The sequence below is a fragment of the Escherichia sp. HH091_1A genome (assembly GCF_030295175.1).
Taxonomy (GTDB): Bacteria; Pseudomonadota; Gammaproteobacteria; order Enterobacterales; family Enterobacteriaceae; genus Escherichia; species Escherichia coli_F.
The window spans coordinates 3,381,316-3,399,619 of the sequence record NZ_AP025747.1; the positions used below are offsets into that span (position 1 = coordinate 3,381,316).

Genomic DNA, 18,304 nt, shown 5'->3' on the forward strand with positions numbered 1-18,304 from the left:
TTTCGTCGCGTAGTGTAAGCGATCACTTATTATATTTCCACAAAATTTAATCTATTTACAGTCCTGCACGAGATTATTTCAGCTGTTATTTTCTGAAACTCTCAGAATAATTTCAAGATTATATATTAGCCAATTTGATGAGTAATTTCGGTTATTGGTGAACAGAGCGGCGCTCTCTGCTCGCTAATTCCGCAAGCCTGATAAAACCAAATCGAATAAAAATGCAATATATACGAATAAAAATAAACATCACTCACTGGTGCTTTCTGCTGTTAATGTACATTGTCTGGCATAAAAAATGCTGAAAATGACCCAGTCACTGCATACACCGAACTCTCTACGCTTATAGCGTTACCTCACCCCCAAACTTTCATTAGTGAAAATAAAGATACGTGCATATCTAATTGATTTAATTAAAAATAAATCATATCAGCATGTAAAAATCCACAATGTACAAAAAACGCGCCGCTACGGAATATTTTATCTACAAAAACAGATTAAATAAAAATTTTTCACTAATTGATTAGTCATAGCCAGCGATATACGCTATGCGAAAATGCAGATGGCAATGAGATCCACTGCTTTCATCTCTATTAACGTCCCATTACGCTTTTATTAAGGAGCATTAGCATGTTCTCACCGCAGTCACGCTTGCGTCATGCAGTTGCAGATACGTTCGCGATGGTTGTTTACTGTTCTGTCGTGAACATGTGTATTGAAGTTTTCCTCTCCGGAATGAGCTTCGAACAGTCTCTTTATTCCAGATTGGTAGCGATTCCGGTGAACATCTTAATTGCATGGCCATACGGTATGTACCGCGATCTGTTTATGCGTGCGGCACGCAAAGTTAGTCCGTCGGGCTGGGTAAAAAATCTGGCGGATATCCTGGCGTATGTGACGTTCCAGTCACCGGTGTATGTGGCGATCTTGTTAGTGGTGGGCGCAGACTGGCATCAGATTATGGCGGCGGTCAGTTCAAACATCGTTGTTTCGATGTTGATGGGGGCGGTTTATGGCTACTTCCTCGATTATTGCCGCCGACTGTTTAAAGTCAGCCGTTACCAGCAGGTAAAAGCCTGACCCTTCTTTTCGCGACTGGCATCGCCAGTCGCGTCTTTAACTGGCTTCGCCAAATAAACCATTCAAATAACGTTCAAGCGCAACACGCGAACTAAAGCCATGCGGGATACCGTAATGCTCATGACATTCACCCGCTAAATAGAGCGGAAATTGCTGGTAATGATCGCACGTTTTAATATCGGAAGCGGGTTCAGCCAGTGTTGAACTGCGTTCTTTTAATGTTGGATGAATTACCAGAGCGGTACGTCCCATGCGTGCTTCGCGATTAACATAGACATAATTTTCCCCACGGCGGTAACCATACGCTTTCTGAGTTACCACATCGACAGTAAAACCGACTTTTTCAAGTACGCGCGCCACCTCGTCTGGTCGTAAATACATATTTGATCCTCGTTATTATCAACCGCGGGCCTACCTTACCTGATTGCGCATTCACAACGCTTTCAGAAAAGTCCATAAAGCCGCGATGAACCTCAGTTAAGAAAATTATGGTCTACACTGAAAATTACATCGAATTCTAATGGGGGATCATATGTTTAACCGACCGAACCGCAACGACGTCGATGATGGCGTGCAGGATATCCAGAATGATGTCAATCAATTAGCTGACAGCCTCGAATCTGTATTGAAGTCCTGGGGCAGCGACGCCAAAGGGGAAGCCGAAGCCGCTCGTAGTAAAGCGCAGGCTCTACTGAAAGAAACCAGAGCGCGAATGCATGGTCGTACTCGCGTTCAGCAAGCCGCGCACGATGCCGTTGGCTGCGCGGATTCTTTTGTTCGTGAAAGACCCTGGTGTAGCGTGGGTACAGCAGCTGCGGTTGGTATTTTTATCGGCGCACTGTTAAGCATGCGCAAATCGTAGTGCAACAATGATAATAAATACGCGTCTTTGACCCCGAAGCCTGGCTTCGGGGTTTCTTTTTGCCTGGTGAATCACAAAAATCCCCCTACCCCGTCACGCTCATACCCAGGGTAATTTCGACCACCATTTGCTATATATTGTGTGGTTGAATCTTTTTTCAACTACATCTAGTATCTCTGTATCAACAGAGAGACAACCCGACGCGTATCATCGCGCCGTATCTTCATTTTAAACGGAAATACGAATCATGCGCATTACTATTTACACTCGTAACGATTGCGTTCAGTGCCACGCCACCAAACGGGCGATGGAAAACCGGGGCTTTGATTTTGAAATGATTAATGTCGATCGCGTTCCTGAAGCGGCGGAAGCGTTACGTGCTCAGGGCTTTCGTCAGTTGCCGGTAGTGATTGCAGGCGATCTTAGCTGGTCTGGTTTCCGCCCGGACATGATCAATCGTCTGCATCCAGCGCCACACGCGGCCAGTGCATGAGCCAACTCGTCTACTTTTCCAGCAGCTCCGAAAATACGCAGCGTTTTATCGAACGTTTAGGACTGCCCGCGGTGCGCATCCCGCTCAATGAGCGGGAACGGATTCAGGTAGACGAGCCTTACATCCTGATCGTGCCCTCTTACGGCGGCGGCGGTACAGCTGGCGCGGTGCCACGACAGGTAATTCGCTTTTTAAACGACGCGCACAACCGGGCGTTGCTTCGCGGCGTTATTGCTTCGGGTAATCGCAACTTTGGTGAGGCGTATGGCCGCGCCGGAGATGTGATTGCCCGGAAATGCGGCGTGCCGTGGCTGTACCGCTTTGAACTCATGGGTACGCAAAGCGATATCGAAAACGTTCGTAAAGGAGTAACCGAATTTTGGCAACGACAACCGCAGAACGCCTGACGCAGGAAACGACGGATTACCACGCTCTGAATGCGATGCTTAATATTTACGATAACGCGGGTCGCATTCAGTTCGATAAAGATCGCCAGGCCGTTGACGCCTTTATGGCGACACATGTGCGTCCGAACAGTGTGACCTTCAGTAGCCAGCAGCAGCGCCTGAACTGGCTGGTCAACGAAGGTTACTATGATGAAAGCGTCCTTAATCGCTACTCTCGCGATTTTGTCATTACACTGTTTGCCCACGCACACGCCAGCGGTTTTCGTTTTCAGACATTCCTCGGAGCATGGAAGTTTTACACCAGCTATACGTTGAAGACATTCGACGGTAAGCGTTATCTGGAAGATTTTGCCGATCGAGTCACGATGGTGGCGCTGACGCTGGCACAAGGCGATAAAACACTGGCTACGCAACTGACCGATGAGATGCTGTCAGGACGCTTTCAGCCTGCAACACCGACATTCCTCAACTGCGGTAAGCGGCAGCGCGGCGAACTGGTTTCCTGTTTTTTGCTGCGTATTGAAGACAATATGGAGTCGATTGGCCGGGCAGTAAATTCCGCACTACAACTGTCGAAACGCGGCGGCGGCGTGGCATTTTTGCTGTCGAATCTGAGGGAAGCGGGCGCACCAATTAAACGTATTGAAAATCAATCCTCTGGCGTGATTCCGGTGATGAAAATGCTGGAGGACGCATTTTCTTATGCCAACCAGCTCGGCGCGCGTCAGGGTGCTGGCGCAGTCTATTTACATGCCCATCATCCCGATACTCTGCGTTTTCTCGATACGAAACGGGAAAATGCCGACGAGAAAATCCGCATTAAAACACTGTCGCTGGGCGTGGTTATCCCGGATATCACCTTCCATCTGGCAAAAGAGAATGCGCAGATGGCGCTGTTTTCGCCCTATGACGTTGAGCGAGTTTATGGCAAGCCGTTTGCCGATATCGCCATCAGCGAACACTATGCCGAACTGGTAGCCGATGAACGCATCCGTAAAAAATACATCAACGCCCGTGATTTCTTCCAGCGGCTGGCGGAGATCCAGTTTGAATCCGGCTATCCCTACATCATGTATGAAGACACGGTTAACCGTGCTAACCCTATTGCCGGGCGTATAAATATGAGCAATCTCTGCTCAGAAATTTTACAGATTAACAGCGCCTCAGAGTATGACGAGAATCTCGACTATGCCCGCACAGGCCATGATATTTCCTGCAATTTAGGTTCGTTGAATATTGCCCACACCATGGATTCCCCCGATTTTGCCCGCACGGTAGAGATCGCCGTACGCGGTTTAACTGCGGTGTCAGATATGAGTCATATTCGCAGCGTGCCGTCCATCGAAGCCGGAAATGCCGCCTCACACGCTATCGGTCTGGGGCAGATGAATTTACACGGTTATCTGGCGCGAGAAGGCATCGCCTATGGTTCGCCGGAAGCACTGGATTTCACCAATCTCTATTTCTACACCATCACCTGGCACGCGCTGCGTACCTCAATGTTGCTGGCGCGCGAACGCGGTGAAACCTTCGCCGGGTTCAAACAGTCACGCTATGCCAATGGTGAATATTTCAGCCAATATCTGCAAGGGAACTGGCAGCCGAAAACGGCGAAAGTTGGCGAGTTGTTTGCTCGCAGCGGTATTACGTTACCTACCCGCGAAATGTGGGCGCAACTGCGCGACGACGTGATGCGCTATGGCATATACAACCAAAATCTCCAGGCGGTGCCGCCAACCGGTTCCATCTCTTATATCAACCATGCCACGTCGAGTATTCATCCGATTGTGGCGAAAGTAGAGATACGCAAAGAGGGCAAAACAGGACGCGTTTACTACCCTGCCCCGTTTATGACTAACGAGAATCTGGCGCTGTATCAGGACGCTTACGAAATCGGCGCAGAAAAGATCATCGACACCTACGCCGAAGCGACTCGCCATGTCGATCAGGGGCTGTCGCTGACACTGTTTTTCCCCGATACCGCCACCACTCGCGATATCAACAAAGCGCAGATTTACGCCTGGCGCAAAGGTATCAAAACGCTCTACTACATCCGCCTGCGTCAGATGGCGCTGGAAGGTACTGAAATTGAAGGCTGCGTCTCCTGCGCGCTTTAAGGAATATCTATGAAACTCTCACGTATCAGCGCCATCAACTGGAATAAGATATCTGACGATAAAGATCTGGAGGTGTGGAATCGCCTGACCAGCAATTTCTGGCTCCCGGAAAAGGTGCCGCTGTCGAACGATATTCCCGCCTGGCAGACATTAAGTGTCGTAGAACAACAACTGACGATGCGCGTTTTTACTGGCCTGACGCTGCTCGACACGCTGCAAAATGTTATCGGCGCACCTTCGCTGATGCCCGATGCGATCACGCCCCATGAAGAGGCGGTTTTATCGAATATCAGCTTTATGGAAGCGGTTCATGCCCGCTCTTACAGTTCGATTTTCTCGACGCTGTGCCAGACCAAAGATGTCGATGCCGCCTACGCCTGGAGTGAAGAAAACGCGCCGTTGCAGCGAAAAGCACAGATTATTCAGCAACATTATCGCGGTAATAATCCGCTGAAAAAGAAAATCGCCAGTGTGTTTCTTGAATCTTTTTTGTTCTATTCCGGTTTCTGGCTGCCTATGTATTTTTCCAGTCGCGGAAAGCTAACCAATACCGCAGACCTGATCCGTCTGATTATCCGCGATGAAGCAGTGCACGGTTATTACATCGGCTATAAATATCAGAAAAACCTTGAAAAGATCTCCATGGCCCAACGTGAAGAGTTGAAGAGTTTCGCCTTCGATTTGCTACTGGAACTTTACGACAACGAGTTGCAATACACCGATGAGCTCTATGCCGAAACCACATGGGCTGACGATGTGAAAGCGTTTCTCTGTTACAACGCCAATAAGGCTTTGATGAATCTGGGCTACGAACCGCTATTTCCCGCAGAAATGGCGGAAGTAAATCCGGCAATCCTCGCCGCGCTTTCGCCGAATGCCGATGAAAATCACGATTTCTTTTCCGGTTCAGGCTCTTCATATGTGATGGGAAAAGCGGTAGAAACAGAAGATGAAGACTGGAATTTCTGAGTGTGTTATTTTCAAAAGTATCACCAACCACAGTAGGGAAATAATTCCTGCCAAATAGCTTTTTATCACGCAAATATTTTGTGGTGATCTACACTGATACTCTGTTGCATTATTCGCCTGAAACCACAATATTCAGGCGTTTTTTCGCTATCTATGACAAAAAAATATCAACTTTCTCGATTTGCCCTCAGCCCTTATATCATGGGAAATTCCGGCGATTTGCTCGCATCAATATTCATGCCACATTTGCCATCAGGGGTTGCCTCAGATTCTCAGTATGTTAGGGTAGAAAAAAGTGACTATTTCCATTGGGTAATGTATCGACATAAACAAATAACAGGAATCTTTCTATTGCATGGCAATTAAATTAGAAATTAAAAATCTCTATAAAATATTTGGCGAGCATCCTCAGCGAGCGTTCAAATATATCGAACAAGGACTTTCAAAAGAACAAATTCTGGAAAAAACCGGGCTATCGCTTGGCGTAAAAGACGCCAGTCTGGCCATTGAAGAAGGCGAGATATTTGTCATCATGGGATTATCCGGTTCGGGTAAATCCACAATGGTACGCCTTCTCAATCGCCTGATTGAACCCACCCGCGGGCAAGTGCTGATTGATGGTGTGGATATTGCCAAAATATCCGACGCCGAACTCCGTGAGGTGCGCAGAAAAAAGATTGCGATGGTCTTCCAGTCCTTTGCCTTAATGCCGCATATGACCGTGCTGGACAATACTGCATTCGGTATGGAATTGGCCGGAATTAATGCCGAAGAACGCCGGGAAAAAGCCCTTGATGCACTGCGTCAGGTCGGGCTGGAAAATTATGCCCATAGCTACCCGGACGAGCTCTCTGGTGGGATGCGTCAACGCGTCGGATTAGCACGCGCATTAGCAATTAATCCGGATATATTATTAATGGACGAAGCCTTCTCGGCGCTTGATCCATTAATTCGCACCGAGATGCAGGATGAGCTGGTAAAATTACAGGCGAAACATCAACGTACCATTGTCTTTATTTCTCACGATCTCGACGAAGCTATGCGTATTGGCGACCGAATTGCCATTATGCAAAATGGTGAAGTAGTACAGGTCGGTACACCGGATGAAATTCTCAATAATCCGGCGAATGATTATGTCCGAACCTTCTTCCGTGGCGTCGATATTAGTCAGGTATTCAGTGCGAAAGATATTGCCCGTCGGACACCGAATGGCTTAATTCGTAAAACTCCTGGCTTCGGCCCGCGTTCAGCACTGAAATTATTACAGGATGAAGATCGCGAATATGGTTACGTCATCGAACGCGGTAATAAATTTGTCGGTGCAGTGTCTATCGATTCACTTAAAACCGCGTTAACGCAGCAGCAAGGCCTTGATGCGGCGCTGATTGACGCGCCATTAGCGGTCGATGCGCAAACGCCTCTTAGCGACTTGCTCTCTCATGTCGGACAAGCGCCCTGTGCGGTGCCCGTGGTCGACGAGGACCAACAGTATGTCGGCATTATTTCGAAAGGAATGCTGCTGCGCGCTTTAGATCGTGAGGGGGTAAATAATGGCTGATCAAAATAATCCGTGGGATACCACGCCAGCGGCGGACAGTGCCGCACAATCCGCAGACGCCTGGGGTACACCGGCGACTGCACCGACTGACGGCGGTGGCGCTGACTGGCTGACCAGTACGCCTGCACCAAACGTCGAGCATTTTAATATTCTCGATCCGTTCCATAAAACGCTGATCCCGCTCGACAGTTGGGTCACTGAAGGGATCGACTGGGTCGTTACCCATTTCCGTCCCGTCTTCCAGGGCGTTCGCGTTCCGGTCGATTACATCCTTAACGGTTTCCAGCAATTGCTGCTGGGTATGCCCGCACCGGTGGCGATTATCGTTTTCGCTCTCATAGCCTGGCAAATTTCCGGTGTCGGAATGGGCGTGGCGACGCTGGTTTCGCTGATTGCCATCGGCGCAATCGGTGCCTGGTCGCAGGCAATGGTTACTCTGGCGCTGGTATTAACCGCCCTGCTGTTCTGTATCGTCATCGGTTTGCCGTTGGGGATCTGGCTGGCGAGAAGTCCACGAGCGGCGAAAATTATTCGTCCACTGCTTGATGCCATGCAGACCACGCCAGCGTTTGTTTATCTGGTGCCAATCGTCATGCTGTTTGGTATCGGTAACGTGCCGGGCGTAGTGGTGACGATCATCTTTGCTCTGCCGCCGATTATCCGTCTGACGATTCTGGGGATTAACCAGGTTCCGGCGGATCTGATTGAAGCCTCGCGCTCATTCGGTGCCAGCCCGCGTCAAATGCTGTTCAAAGTTCAGTTACCGCTGGCGATGCCGACCATAATGGCGGGCGTTAACCAGACGCTGATGCTGGCCCTTTCTATGGTGGTCATCGCCTCGATGATTGCCGTCGGCGGGCTGGGTCAGATGGTACTACGCGGTATCGGTCGCCTGGATATGGGGCTTGCCACCGTTGGCGGCGTCGGGATTGTGATCCTCGCCATTATCCTCGACCGCCTGACGCAGGCCGTTGGGCGCGACTCACGCAGTCGCGGCAACCGTCGCTGGTACACCACTGGCCCTGTCGGTCTGCTGACCCGTCCATTCATTAAGTAACTCTGCACTTGCCCGGTGACGCCGGGCATATCCCCCTGCCAAAAAAAGGAATAACAATGCGACATAGCGTACTTTTTGCGACAGCGTTTGCCACGCTTATCTCTACACAAACTTTTGCTGCCGATCTGCCGGGCAAAGGCATTACCGTTAATCCAGTTCAGAGCACCATCACTGAAGAAACCTTCCAGACGCTGCTGGTCAGTCGTGCACTGGAGAAATTAGGTTATACCGTCAATAAACCCAGCGAAGTGGATTACAACGTTGGCTACACCTCGCTTGCTTCCGGCGATGCAACCTTCACCGCAGTGAACTGGACGCCACTGCATGACAACATGTACGAAGCTGCCGGTGGCGATAAGAAATTTTATCGTGAAGGAGTATTTGTTAACGGCGCGGCACAAGGTTACCTGATCGATAAGAAAACCGCTGACCAGTATAAAATCACCAACATCGCGCAACTGAAAGATCCGAAGATCGCCAAACTGTTCGATACCAACGGCGACGGTAAAGCAGATTTGACTGGCTGTAACCCAGGCTGGGGCTGCGAAGGTGCGATCAACCACCAGCTTGCCGCGTATGAACTGACCAATACCGTGACGCATAATCAGGGGAACTACGCAGCGATGATGGCTGACACCATCAGTCGTTACAAAGAGGGTAAGCCGGTGTTTTACTACACCTGGACGCCGTACTGGGTGAGTAACGAACTGAAGCCGGGCAAAGATGTCGTCTGGTTGCAGGTGCCGTTCTCCGCACTGCCGGGCGATAAAAACGCCGACACTAAACTGCCGAATGGTGCGAATTATGGCTTCCCGGTCAGCACCATGCATATCGTTGCCAACAAAGCCTGGGCCGAGAAAAACCCGGCGGCAGCGAAACTGTTTGCCATTATGCAGTTGCCAGTGGCAGATATTAACGCCCAGAACGCCATTATGCATGACGGCAAAGCCTCAGAAGGCGATATTCAGGGCCACGTTGATGGCTGGATCAAAGCCCACCAGCAGCAGTTCGATGGCTGGGTGAATGAGGCGCTGGCAGCGCAGAAGTAATTTTTATTCGGGCGGATAAGGCGTTTTCGCCGCATCCGCCGCTCTGTACACAATGCCTGATGCGACGCGGCCGCGTCTTATCATGCCTACAAACCACACCGCACATTTCAACAATCTATCTTTCATCCCATATTCATCAACATCCGCTATTATTGATTTCCAGCTTAATCATCACCTGATGAACAAAAATAATGACTAAACCTAATCATGAGCTTAGCCCGGCACTGATCGTGCTGATGTCTATCGCCACCGGTCTGGCGGTAGCGAGTAACTATTACGCCCAGCCATTACTCGACACCATCGCGCGTAACTTTTCCCTTTCCGCCAGTTCGGCGGGCTTTATTGTTACCGCCGCGCAGTTGGGCTATGCCGCAGGTCTGCTGTTTCTTGTTCCCCTCGGTGATATGTTTGAACGCCGCCGCCTGATTGTCTCGATGACCTTACTGGCAGCGGGCGGTATGTTGATTACCGCCAGCAGTCAGTCGCTGGCGATGATGATCCTCGGTACGGCATTAACCGGTTTATTCTCGGTCGTGGCACAAATTCTGGTTCCGCTGGCAGCGACGCTGGCTTCACCGGACAAACGCGGCAAAGTGGTCGGCACCATTATGAGCGGGCTGCTGTTGGGGATCTTGCTGGCACGGACCGTTGCCGGGTTACTGGCAAACCTCGGCGGCTGGCGCACCGTCTTTTGGGTTGCCTCGGTGTTAATGGCACTGATGGCGCTGGCATTATGGCGTGGTCTGCCACAAATGAAATCAGAAACCCACCTCAACTACCCACAGTTGCTAGGTTCTGTTTTCAGCATGTTTATCAGCGATAAAATCCTGCGCACCCGCGCGTTGCTGGGCTGCCTGACCTTTGCCAACTTCAGCATTCTCTGGACCTCGATGGCCTTTTTGCTCGCCGCTCCGCCTTTTAATTACAGCGATGGCGTAATTGGTCTGTTTGGACTCGCGGGAGCTGCCGGAGCGTTGGGCGCTCGTCCGGCGGGCGGTTTTGCCGATAAGGGCAAATCACACCTCACCACAACTTTCGGCCTGCTGCTGCTGTTACTTTCATGGCTGGCTATCTGGTTTGGACACACTTCCGTACTGGCCTTGATTATCGGCATCCTGGTGCTGGATCTCACCGTGCAGGGCGTGCATATCACTAACCAGACGGTAATTTATCGAATACATCCTGATGCGCGTAATCGCCTGACCGCAGGTTACATGACCAGCTACTTTATTGGCGGTGCTGCCGGTTCGCTAATTTCAGCCTCAGCCTGGCAACATGGCGGTTGGGCTGGCGTTTGTCTGGCTGGCGCGACGATTGCCCTGGTTAACTTACTGGTCTGGTGGCGAGGTTTTCATCGTCAGGAAGCCGCAATTTAAGCAATCAGCAACCGTTTTCGTGGCTTTACACTTATAAGGGTGTTAAGAAGCCCATCAGTCTGATAAGGTTAAGATATTCATTCAGTCTATTTATAATATTAACAATCGTTAAGCGTACACTCTATGGAAAGCCCTACTCCACAGCCTGCTCCTGGTTCGGCGACCTTCATGGAAGGATGCAAAGACAGTTTACCGATTGTTATTAGTTATATTCCGGTGGCCTTTGCGTTCGGTCTGAATGCGACCCGTCTGGGATTCTCTCCTCTCGAAAGCGTTTTTTTCTCCTGCATCATTTATGCAGGCGCGAGCCAGTTCGTCATTACCGCGATGCTGGCAGCCGGGAGTAGTTTGTGGGTTGCTGCACTGACCGTCATGGCAATGGATGTTCGCCATGTTTTGTATGGCCCGTCACTGCGTAGCCGTATTATTCAGCGTCTGCAAAAATCGAAAACCGCCCTGTGGGCGTTTGGCCTGACGGATGAGGTTTTTGCCGCCGCAACCGCAAAACTGGTACGCAATAATCGCCGCTGGAGCGAGAACTGGATGATCGGCATTGCCTTCAGTTCATGGTCATCGTGGGTATTTGGTACGGTAATAGGGGCATTCTCCGGCAGCGGCTTGCTGCAAGGATATCCCGCCGTTGAAGCAGCATTAGGTTTTATGCTTCCGGCACTCTTTATGAGTTTCCTGCTCGCCTCTTTCCAGCGCAAACAATCTCTTTGCGTTACCGCAGCGTTAGTTGGTGCCCTTGCAGGCGTAACGCTATTTTCTATTCCCGTCGCCATTCTGGCAGGCATTGTCTGTGGCTGCCTCACTGCGTTAATCCAGGCATTCTGGCAAGGAGCGCCCGATGAGCTATGAGGTTCTGCTGCTTGGGTTACTGGTTGGCGCGGCGAATTATTGCTTCCGCTATTTGCCGCTGCGCCTGCGTGTGGGTAATGCCCGCCCAACCAAACGTGGCGCGATAGGCATATTGCTCGACACCATTGGCATCGCCTCGATATGCGCTCTGCTGGTTGTCTCTACCGCACCAGAAGTGATGCATGATACACGCCGTTTCGTGCCCACTCTGGTCGGCTTCGCGGTACTGGGTGCCAGTTTCTATAAAACACGCAGCATTATCATCCCAACACTGCTTAGTGCGCTGGCCTATGGGCTCGCCTGGAAAGTGATGGCGATTATATAACCCACAAGAATCATTTTTCTAAAACAATACATTTACTTTATTTGTCACTGTCGTTACTATATCGGCTGAAATTAATGAGGTCATACCCAAATGGATAGTTCGTTTACGCCCATTGAACAAATGCTAAAATTTCGCGCCAGCCGCCACGAAGATTTTCCTTATCAGGAGATCCTTCTGACCCGTCTTTGCATGCATATGCAAAGCAAACTGCTGGAGAACCGCAATAAAATGCTGAAGGCTCAGGGGATTAACGAGACGTTGTTTATGGCGTTGATTACGCTGGAGTCTCAGGAAAACCACAGTATTCAGCCTTCTGAATTGAGTTGTGCTCTTGGATCATCCCGTACCAACGCGACGCGTATTGCCGATGAACTGGAAAAACGCGGTTGGATCGAACGTCGTGAAAGCGATAACGATCGTCGTTGCCTGCATCTGCAATTAACGGAAAAAGGTCACGAGTTTTTGCGCGAGGTTTTACCGCCACAGCATAACTGCCTGCATCAACTCTGGTCCGCGCTCAGCACAACAGAAAAAGATCAGCTCGAGCAAATCACCCGCAAATTGCTCTCCCGTCTCGACCAGATGGAACAAGACGGTGTGGTTCTCGAAGCGATGAGCTAACGCGTCATCTCGCTCAAAAATCCAGATTTATAACAGAAAAAATGACCGGCCAGCATCGCAACATGCTGGCCTTTTTGGCAAGCAGGTCGGCTCAGCCGATGAGTTAAGAAGATCGTGGAGAACAATATGAGCGCAAATGCGGAGACTCAAACCCCGCAGCAACCGGTAAAGAAGAGCGGCAAACGTAAGCGTCTGCTCCTCCTTCTCACCTTGCTCTTTATAATTATTGCCGTAGCGATAGGGATTTATTGGTTTTTGGTACTGCGTCATTTCGAAGAAACCGATGACGCATATGTGGCAGGGAATCAGATTCAAATTATGTCTCAGGTGTCTGGCAGCGTGACGAAAGTCTGGGCCGATAACACCGATTTTGTAAAAGAAGGCGATGTGCTAGTCACTCTCGACCCGACGGATGCTCGCCAGGCGTTTGAAAAAGCCAAAACGGCACTGGCTTCCAGCGTTCGCCAAACCCACCAGCTGATGATTAACAGCAAACAGTTGCAGGCGAATATTGAGGTGCAGAAAATCGCCCTCGCGAAAGCACAAAGCGACTACAACCGTCGTGTGCCGCTGGGCAATGCCAACCTGATTGGTCGCGAAGAGCTGCAACATGCCCGCGACGCGGTGACCAGTGCCCAGGCGCAATTGGATGTCGCCATTCAACAATACAATGCCAATCAGGCGATGATTCTGGGGACTAAACTGGAAGATCAGCCTGCCGTGCAACAGGCTGCCACCGAAGTACGTAACGCCTGGCTGGCGCTGGAGCGTACCCGTATTGTCAGTCCGATGACCGGTTATGTCTCCCGCCGCGCAGTACAGCCTGGCGCGCAAATTAGCCCAACGACGCCGCTGATGGCGGTCGTTCCAGCCACCAATATGTGGGTGGATGCCAACTTTAAAGAAACGCAGATTGCCAATATGCGCATCGGTCAGCCGGTCACCATCACCACCGATATTTACGGCGATGATGTGAAATACACCGGTAAAGTGGTTGGTCTGGATATGGGCACAGGTAGCGCGTTCTCGCTGCTTCCGGCGCAAAACGCCACCGGTAACTGGATCAAAGTCGTTCAGCGTCTGCCTGTTCGTATTGAACTGGACCAGAAACAGCTGGAGCAATACCCGCTGCGTATCGGTTTATCCACGCTGGTGAGCGTCAATACCACTAACCGTGACGGTCAGGTACTGGCAAATAAAGTACGTTCCACACCGGTCGCGGTAAGCACCGCGCGTGAAATCAGCCTGGCACCTGTCAATAAACTGATCGACGATATCGTAAAAGCTAACGCTGGCTAATCCAGAGGTGCGTGTGATGCAACAGCAAAAACCGCTGGAAGGCGCGCAACTGGTCATTATGACGATTGCGCTGTCGCTAGCGACATTCATGCAGGTGCTGGACTCCACCATTGCTAACGTGGCGATCCCCACTATCGCCGGGAATCTGGGCTCATCGCTCAGCCAGGGAACGTGGGTAATCACTTCTTTCGGGGTGGCGAATGCCATCTCGATCCCGCTTACCGGCTGGCTGGCAAAGCGCGTTGGGGAAGTGAAGCTGTTCCTCTGGTCAACCATCGCCTTCGCTATTGCGTCGTGGGCGTGTGGTGTCTCCAGCAGCCTGAATATGCTGATCTTCTTCCGCGTGATTCAGGGGATTGTCGCTGGGCCGCTGATCCCGCTTTCGCAAAGTCTGTTACTGAATAACTACCCGCCAGCCAAACGTTCTATCGCGCTGGCGTTGTGGTCGATGACGGTGATTGTCGCGCCAATTTGCGGCCCGATCCTCGGCGGTTATATCAGCGATAATTACCACTGGGGCTGGATATTCTTCATCAACGTGCCGATTGGCGTGGCGGTGGTGTTGATGACACTGCAAACCCTGCGCGGACGCGAAACCCGCACCGAACGGCGGCGGATTGATGCCGTGGGGCTGGCACTGCTGGTGATTGGTATCGGCAGCCTGCAGATTATGCTCGACCGCGGTAAAGAGCTGGACTGGTTCTCATCGCAGGAAATAATCATTCTCACCGTGGTGGCGGTGGTGGCTATCTGCTTCCTGATTGTCTGGGAGCTAACTGACGATAATCCGATAGTCGATCTGTCGTTGTTTAAGTCGCGCAACTTCACCATCGGCTGCTTGTGTATCAGCCTCGCGTATATGCTCTACTTCGGCGCGATTGTTCTGCTGCCGCAGTTGTTGCAGGAGGTCTACGGTTACACGGCGACCTGGGCAGGTTTGGCCTCTGCGCCGGTAGGGATTATTCCGGTGATCCTGTCGCCGATTATCGGCCGCTTCGCGCATAAACTGGATATGCGGCGGCTGGTAACCTTCAGCTTTATTATGTATGCCGTCTGCTTCTACTGGCGTGCCTATACCTTTGAACCGGGTATGGATTTTGGTGCGTCGGCCTGGCCGCAGTTTATCCAGGGCTTCGCAGTGGCCTGCTTCTTTATGCCGCTGACCACCATTACGCTGTCTGGTTTGCCACCGGAACGACTGGCGGCGGCATCGAGCCTCTCTAACTTTACGCGAACGCTGGCGGGGTCTATCGGCACATCCATCACCACCACCATGTGGACTAACCGCGAGTCGATGCACCACGCACAGTTAACCGAGTCGGTAAACCCGTTTAACCCGAACGCTCAGGCGATGTACAGCCAACTGGAAGGGCTGGGGATGACGCAACAACAGGCATCAGGCTGGATTGCCCAGCAGATCACCAATCAGGGGCTGATTATTTCCGCCAATGAGATCTTCTGGATGTCAGCCGGGATATTCCTCGTCCTGCTGGGGCTGGTGTGGTTTGCTAAACCGCCATTTGGCGCAGGTGGCGGCGGAGGCGGTGCGCACTAAGGTTGTCAAAGGGAGCTGCGGCTCCCTTTTTATTTGCTCATTCTGTAAACGGTTGTTTTATCATCTCAAACGGTGTATCTTTTCGCCGCCCCAAACTCTTCCATTCACCATTAACCGGTTCTGAGCATTCGCTCAGGTTGTTAACTCTCTTTTTTCTTCGCCCTCGCTTTCGCGGGTGATACTCACATTTTTTTTAACCCCATAACTCGCACCCTCGCGGGCGTACATTTATTACACACAAAATAATGGATTATTATGAATACCCAACGAAAATACGGGAGAACCTGGCATTATCCTTTCTCCCCTGGCACCACCAGCGATGACCGTATTAACACCGATTACTGGCAGGATTTACAGGCCATCACGCAATTGGTGCACACAGAAAAACTCGACGGTGAAAATAACTGCCTTAACCGCTACGGCGTGTTTGCCCGTTCCCATGCCGCGCCTACACAATCGGCATGGACCTATAAAATTCGCCAACGCTGGCAACTGCTGAAAAACGATCTCGGCGATCTGGAGTTGTTTGGTGAAAATCTTTATGCCGTTCATTCGATTGAATATCGCGCTCTGGAACAGGACTTTTACCTGTTTGCCGTTCGCTGCCAGGATATGTGGCTGAGCTGGGAAGAGGTGCAGTTTTACGCCGCTCTGTTGGATTTCCCCTGCGTTCCCGAAATCTCCGGCCCGCAGCCGGGGAATGATGAAAAAAGCTGGCAACATGATTTTCTGGCGCTGACCAATGCGCGCGGCGTGTTCGATCCCTGGGATACGCAAACCGGGCAACCCTGTACGCTGGAAGGCATTGTCAGCCGGAATCGTGATGCGTTTTCCGTCGCTGACTTTTCGCATAACGTCTTCAAGTATGTGCGCAAAAATCATGTCAAAACCACCGAGCACTGGAAACGCCACTGGCGACGGGCGCGGATGGCCCATGAGTTCGCTTATGGAGAACAGTCATGATTTGGCAACTTACCGACGACAAACGCTGGTCGACGCTACGCCAGCGTTTTAGCTGGGTTGAGGATATGCATAACACGCCGCAAGACCCGGAGCATCATGGTGAAGGCGACGTTGGTGTGCATACTGAAATGGTGCTGAACGCACTCGTTGCGATGGCTGAGTTTCAGCAACTCCCCGCTCAGCAGCAGGAAATTTTATGGGCGGCGGCGTTATTGCATGACGTTGAAAAGCGCAGTACTACCGTGCAGGAAAACGGACGTATTCAGTCTCCTGGTCATGCTCGTCGGGGTGAATTGACGGCCCGACAAATTTTATGGCGCGATATCCCTACGCCGTTCGTGCTACGCGAGCAAATTGTTGCACTGGTGCGTCTGCATGGGTTACCGCTATGGTTACTGGAACGTCCGGAACCGGAGCGTTTGCTGCTCACGGCTGCAATGCGTATCGACACGCGTCTGCTCGCTTTGCTTGCTCGTGCCGATCTGCTTGGTCGCCATTGTCATGATCAGCAATCAATGCTGGAACGCATCGATCTGTTCGAGCTATTTTGCCAGGAGCAACAATGCTGGGGAAAAGTGCGTTCATTCGCTTCGGATTCCGCACGCTGGCATTACCTGACCCATGAACAAAGTTCTCCTGATTTTGTTCCCTGGGAGGCTGAATCTTTTGAGGTTATTTTGCTGTGTGGTTTACCGGGTATGGGCAAAGATCGCTTTATCAGTGAACAGTGCCAGAGAGTGAACGTTATCAGCCTTGATGATATGCGGCGGCGAATCAATGCCAGTCCGGACGACAAAACCGCCACCGGGCGTATTGTGCAACAGGCAAAAGAAGAAGCGCGCGTTTTTTTACGCCAGAAGAAGCCGTTCATCTGGAATGCAACGAACATTACCCGCCAGTTGCGTAGCCAGCTCATCAGTCTGTTTACGGCTTACGGTGCACGAGTAAAAATCGTTTATCTGGAAGTACCGTGGGCGCAATGGAAGCAGCAAAATGCCAGGCGCGAGTATGCCGTTCCTGAAGCGGTCGTGATGCGGATGGCCTCAAGGCTGGAAGTTCCTCAACCTGATGAAGCACATAGCGTGGAATATCGGGTGACTGACAGGTAATAAAAACCGGGCGGTGATATCACCTGCCCGGCCTCTTCAATTGACTAGATGTGCAATTCCTGCAACTTTTCTTTCGGCAGCGCCAACTCTTCGTTGCTGTTGATGCGTACGTCACGTTCCAGGATATTACGCGCAATATCCTGCGCTTCCTGCAACGAATGCATCTGATAAGTACCACACTGGTAGACGTTCAGTTCCGGGATCTGATTCTGATCCTGCACTTTCAGCACGTCTTCCATTGCCGCTTTCCAGGCATCAGCAACACGCTGCTCATCTGGCGTACCAATCAGACTCATATAAAAACCGGTGCGGCAGCCCATTGGCGAGATATCGATAATCTCAACGCCATTACCGTTCAGATGGTTACGCATAAAACCAGCAAACAGGTGCTCCAGGGTATGGATCCCTCTTTCTGGCATCACTTCTTTGTTCGGCACGCAGAAGCGCAGATCGAACACGGTGATTGCGTCGCCATGCGGGGTGTTCATTGTTTTCGCCACCCGAACTGCAGGCGCTTCCATCCGGGTATGATCGACTGTGAAGCTATCTAACAACGGCATTTAGCCACCTCCGGTAATTTTTTTAAAAATTTTCTGAACTATT

General features: G+C 51.0%; 19 protein-coding genes. 17 read left to right on the top strand and 2 right to left on the bottom strand.

The features are described 5' to 3' along the window. Positions 1-630: 630 nt before the first annotated feature. Positions 631-1,080 carry an L-alanine exporter AlaE gene (gene alaE / locus QUF14_RS17080; protein WP_000492661.1) on the top strand — a complete coding sequence of 150 codons (450 nt, stop codon included), beginning with the start codon at positions 631-633 and terminating at the stop codon, positions 1,078-1,080. A 36-nt stretch (positions 1,081-1,116) separates the two neighbouring features. On the opposite strand, the gene QUF14_RS17085 is transcribed toward alaE, so the two are convergent. Further along, the gene (locus QUF14_RS17085; RefSeq protein WP_000281316.1) at positions 1,117-1,461 is read right to left on the bottom strand and encodes a DUF2002 family protein; all 345 of its coding nucleotides are present in this window, start codon (positions 1,459-1,461) and stop codon (positions 1,117-1,119) included. A gap of 151 nt (positions 1,462-1,612) precedes the next feature. On the opposite strand from QUF14_RS17085, the gene QUF14_RS17090 reads away from it, so the two are divergent. From QUF14_RS17090 to QUF14_RS17165, 16 genes are all read left to right on the top strand, one after another. Then, positions 1,613-1,942, top strand: a complete 330-nt coding sequence (locus tag QUF14_RS17090) for an ElaB/YgaM/YqjD family protein (RefSeq protein WP_001354922.1) — start codon at positions 1,613-1,615, stop codon at positions 1,940-1,942. A 247-nt stretch (positions 1,943-2,189) separates the two neighbouring features. Next, positions 2,190-2,435, top strand: a complete 246-nt coding sequence (nrdH, locus tag QUF14_RS17095; protein ID WP_001223227.1) for a glutaredoxin-like protein NrdH — start codon at positions 2,190-2,192, stop codon at positions 2,433-2,435. After that, the gene (nrdI, locus tag QUF14_RS17100; RefSeq protein ID WP_000080942.1) at positions 2,432-2,842 is read left to right on the top strand and encodes a class Ib ribonucleoside-diphosphate reductase assembly flavoprotein NrdI; all 411 of its coding nucleotides are present in this window, start codon (positions 2,432-2,434) and stop codon (positions 2,840-2,842) included. The genes nrdH and nrdI overlap by 4 nt, the downstream gene beginning before the upstream one ends. Then, a complete protein-coding gene (gene nrdE / locus QUF14_RS17105; RefSeq protein WP_100733544.1) occupies positions 2,815-4,959 on the top strand; it encodes a class 1b ribonucleoside-diphosphate reductase subunit alpha in 2,145 nt (714 codons plus the stop codon). The genes nrdI and nrdE overlap by 28 nt, the downstream gene beginning before the upstream one ends. A gap of 9 nt (positions 4,960-4,968) precedes the next feature. Continuing rightward, positions 4,969-5,928 carry a class 1b ribonucleoside-diphosphate reductase subunit beta gene (gene nrdF, locus QUF14_RS17110; protein ID WP_000777927.1) on the top strand — a complete coding sequence of 320 codons (960 nt, stop codon included), beginning with the start codon at positions 4,969-4,971 and terminating at the stop codon, positions 5,926-5,928. Between the two features lie 355 nt (positions 5,929-6,283). After that, positions 6,284-7,486: a glycine betaine/L-proline ABC transporter ATP-binding protein ProV gene (gene proV / locus QUF14_RS17115; RefSeq protein ID WP_000985492.1), complete on the top strand. Its 1,203-nt coding sequence runs from the start codon at positions 6,284-6,286 to the stop codon at positions 7,484-7,486. Further along, a complete protein-coding gene (proW, locus tag QUF14_RS17120; protein ID WP_000774978.1) occupies positions 7,479-8,543 on the top strand; it encodes a glycine betaine/L-proline ABC transporter permease ProW in 1,065 nt (354 codons plus the stop codon). Before proV ends, proW begins: the two co-directional genes overlap by 8 nt. A 56-nt stretch (positions 8,544-8,599) precedes the next feature. Then, positions 8,600-9,592 (top strand): glycine betaine/L-proline ABC transporter substrate-binding protein ProX, encoded by a 993-nt coding sequence (gene proX / locus QUF14_RS17125; protein WP_001216525.1) that lies wholly within the window; start codon positions 8,600-8,602, stop codon positions 9,590-9,592. 191 nt (positions 9,593-9,783) lie between these two features. Next, a complete protein-coding gene (locus QUF14_RS17130; RefSeq protein ID WP_000165707.1) occupies positions 9,784-10,968 on the top strand; it encodes an MFS transporter in 1,185 nt (394 codons plus the stop codon). A gap of 123 nt (positions 10,969-11,091) precedes the next feature. Next, on the top strand, positions 11,092-11,829 hold the full coding sequence (ygaZ, locus tag QUF14_RS17135) for an L-valine exporter subunit YgaZ (protein WP_000445658.1): 738 nt from the start codon (positions 11,092-11,094) through the stop codon (positions 11,827-11,829). After that, the gene (ygaH, locus tag QUF14_RS17140) at positions 11,819-12,154 is read left to right on the top strand and encodes an L-valine transporter subunit YgaH (RefSeq protein WP_000119745.1); all 336 of its coding nucleotides are present in this window, start codon (positions 11,819-11,821) and stop codon (positions 12,152-12,154) included. The genes ygaZ and ygaH overlap by 11 nt, the downstream gene beginning before the upstream one ends. 90 nt (positions 12,155-12,244) lie before the next feature. Beyond that, positions 12,245-12,775, top strand: a complete 531-nt coding sequence (emrR, locus tag QUF14_RS17145; protein ID WP_000378442.1) for a multidrug efflux transporter EmrAB transcriptional repressor EmrR — start codon at positions 12,245-12,247, stop codon at positions 12,773-12,775. A 126-nt stretch (positions 12,776-12,901) separates the two neighbouring features. Continuing rightward, a complete protein-coding gene (gene emrA, locus QUF14_RS17150; protein ID WP_001295175.1) occupies positions 12,902-14,074 on the top strand; it encodes a multidrug efflux MFS transporter periplasmic adaptor subunit EmrA in 1,173 nt (390 codons plus the stop codon). 16 nt (positions 14,075-14,090) lie between these two features. Next, positions 14,091-15,629, top strand: coding sequence for a multidrug efflux MFS transporter permease subunit EmrB (emrB, locus tag QUF14_RS17155; protein WP_001295176.1), 1,539 nt, complete (start codon positions 14,091-14,093; stop codon positions 15,627-15,629). 255 nt (positions 15,630-15,884) lie between these two features. Then, on the top strand, positions 15,885-16,592 hold the full coding sequence (locus tag QUF14_RS17160) for an RNA ligase family protein (RefSeq protein WP_001097129.1): 708 nt from the start codon (positions 15,885-15,887) through the stop codon (positions 16,590-16,592). Continuing rightward, on the top strand, positions 16,589-17,701 hold the full coding sequence (locus tag QUF14_RS17165) for an AAA family ATPase (protein WP_000638150.1): 1,113 nt from the start codon (positions 16,589-16,591) through the stop codon (positions 17,699-17,701). Before QUF14_RS17160 ends, QUF14_RS17165 begins: the two co-directional genes overlap by 4 nt. Positions 17,702-17,745: 44 nt before the next feature. Here QUF14_RS17165 and luxS read toward each other — a convergent pair whose 3' ends face one another. After that, positions 17,746-18,261, bottom strand: a complete 516-nt coding sequence (gene luxS, locus QUF14_RS17170) for an S-ribosylhomocysteine lyase (protein ID WP_001130208.1) — start codon at positions 18,259-18,261, stop codon at positions 17,746-17,748. Positions 18,262-18,304: the final 43 nt, after the last annotated feature.

Excerpts from the sequence above, each read along its gene's own strand:
- alaE (WP_000492661.1), top strand. The coding sequence starts at position 631 with ATGTTCTCACCGCAGTCACGCTTGCGTCATGCAGTTGCAGATACGTTC.
- QUF14_RS17085 (WP_000281316.1), bottom strand. The coding sequence starts at position 1,461 with ATGTATTTACGACCAGACGAGGTGGCGCGCGTACTTGAAAAAGTCGGT.
- QUF14_RS17090 (WP_001354922.1), top strand. The coding sequence starts at position 1,613 with ATGTTTAACCGACCGAACCGCAACGACGTCGATGATGGCGTGCAGGAT.
- nrdH (WP_001223227.1), top strand. The coding sequence starts at position 2,190 with ATGCGCATTACTATTTACACTCGTAACGATTGCGTTCAGTGCCACGCC.
- nrdI (WP_000080942.1), top strand. The coding sequence starts at position 2,432 with ATGAGCCAACTCGTCTACTTTTCCAGCAGCTCCGAAAATACGCAGCGT.
- nrdF (WP_000777927.1), top strand. The coding sequence starts at position 4,969 with ATGAAACTCTCACGTATCAGCGCCATCAACTGGAATAAGATATCTGAC.
- proV (WP_000985492.1), top strand. The coding sequence starts at position 6,284 with ATGGCAATTAAATTAGAAATTAAAAATCTCTATAAAATATTTGGCGAG.
- proW (WP_000774978.1), top strand. The coding sequence starts at position 7,479 with ATGGCTGATCAAAATAATCCGTGGGATACCACGCCAGCGGCGGACAGT.
- proX (WP_001216525.1), top strand. The coding sequence starts at position 8,600 with ATGCGACATAGCGTACTTTTTGCGACAGCGTTTGCCACGCTTATCTCT.
- QUF14_RS17130 (WP_000165707.1), top strand. The coding sequence starts at position 9,784 with ATGACTAAACCTAATCATGAGCTTAGCCCGGCACTGATCGTGCTGATG.
- ygaZ (WP_000445658.1), top strand. The coding sequence starts at position 11,092 with ATGGAAAGCCCTACTCCACAGCCTGCTCCTGGTTCGGCGACCTTCATG.
- ygaH (WP_000119745.1), top strand. The coding sequence starts at position 11,819 with ATGAGCTATGAGGTTCTGCTGCTTGGGTTACTGGTTGGCGCGGCGAAT.
- emrR (WP_000378442.1), top strand. The coding sequence starts at position 12,245 with ATGGATAGTTCGTTTACGCCCATTGAACAAATGCTAAAATTTCGCGCC.
- emrA (WP_001295175.1), top strand. The coding sequence starts at position 12,902 with ATGAGCGCAAATGCGGAGACTCAAACCCCGCAGCAACCGGTAAAGAAG.
- emrB (WP_001295176.1), top strand. The coding sequence starts at position 14,091 with ATGCAACAGCAAAAACCGCTGGAAGGCGCGCAACTGGTCATTATGACG.
- QUF14_RS17160 (WP_001097129.1), top strand. The coding sequence starts at position 15,885 with ATGAATACCCAACGAAAATACGGGAGAACCTGGCATTATCCTTTCTCC.
- QUF14_RS17165 (WP_000638150.1), top strand. The coding sequence starts at position 16,589 with ATGATTTGGCAACTTACCGACGACAAACGCTGGTCGACGCTACGCCAG.
- luxS (WP_001130208.1), bottom strand. The coding sequence starts at position 18,261 with ATGCCGTTGTTAGATAGCTTCACAGTCGATCATACCCGGATGGAAGCG.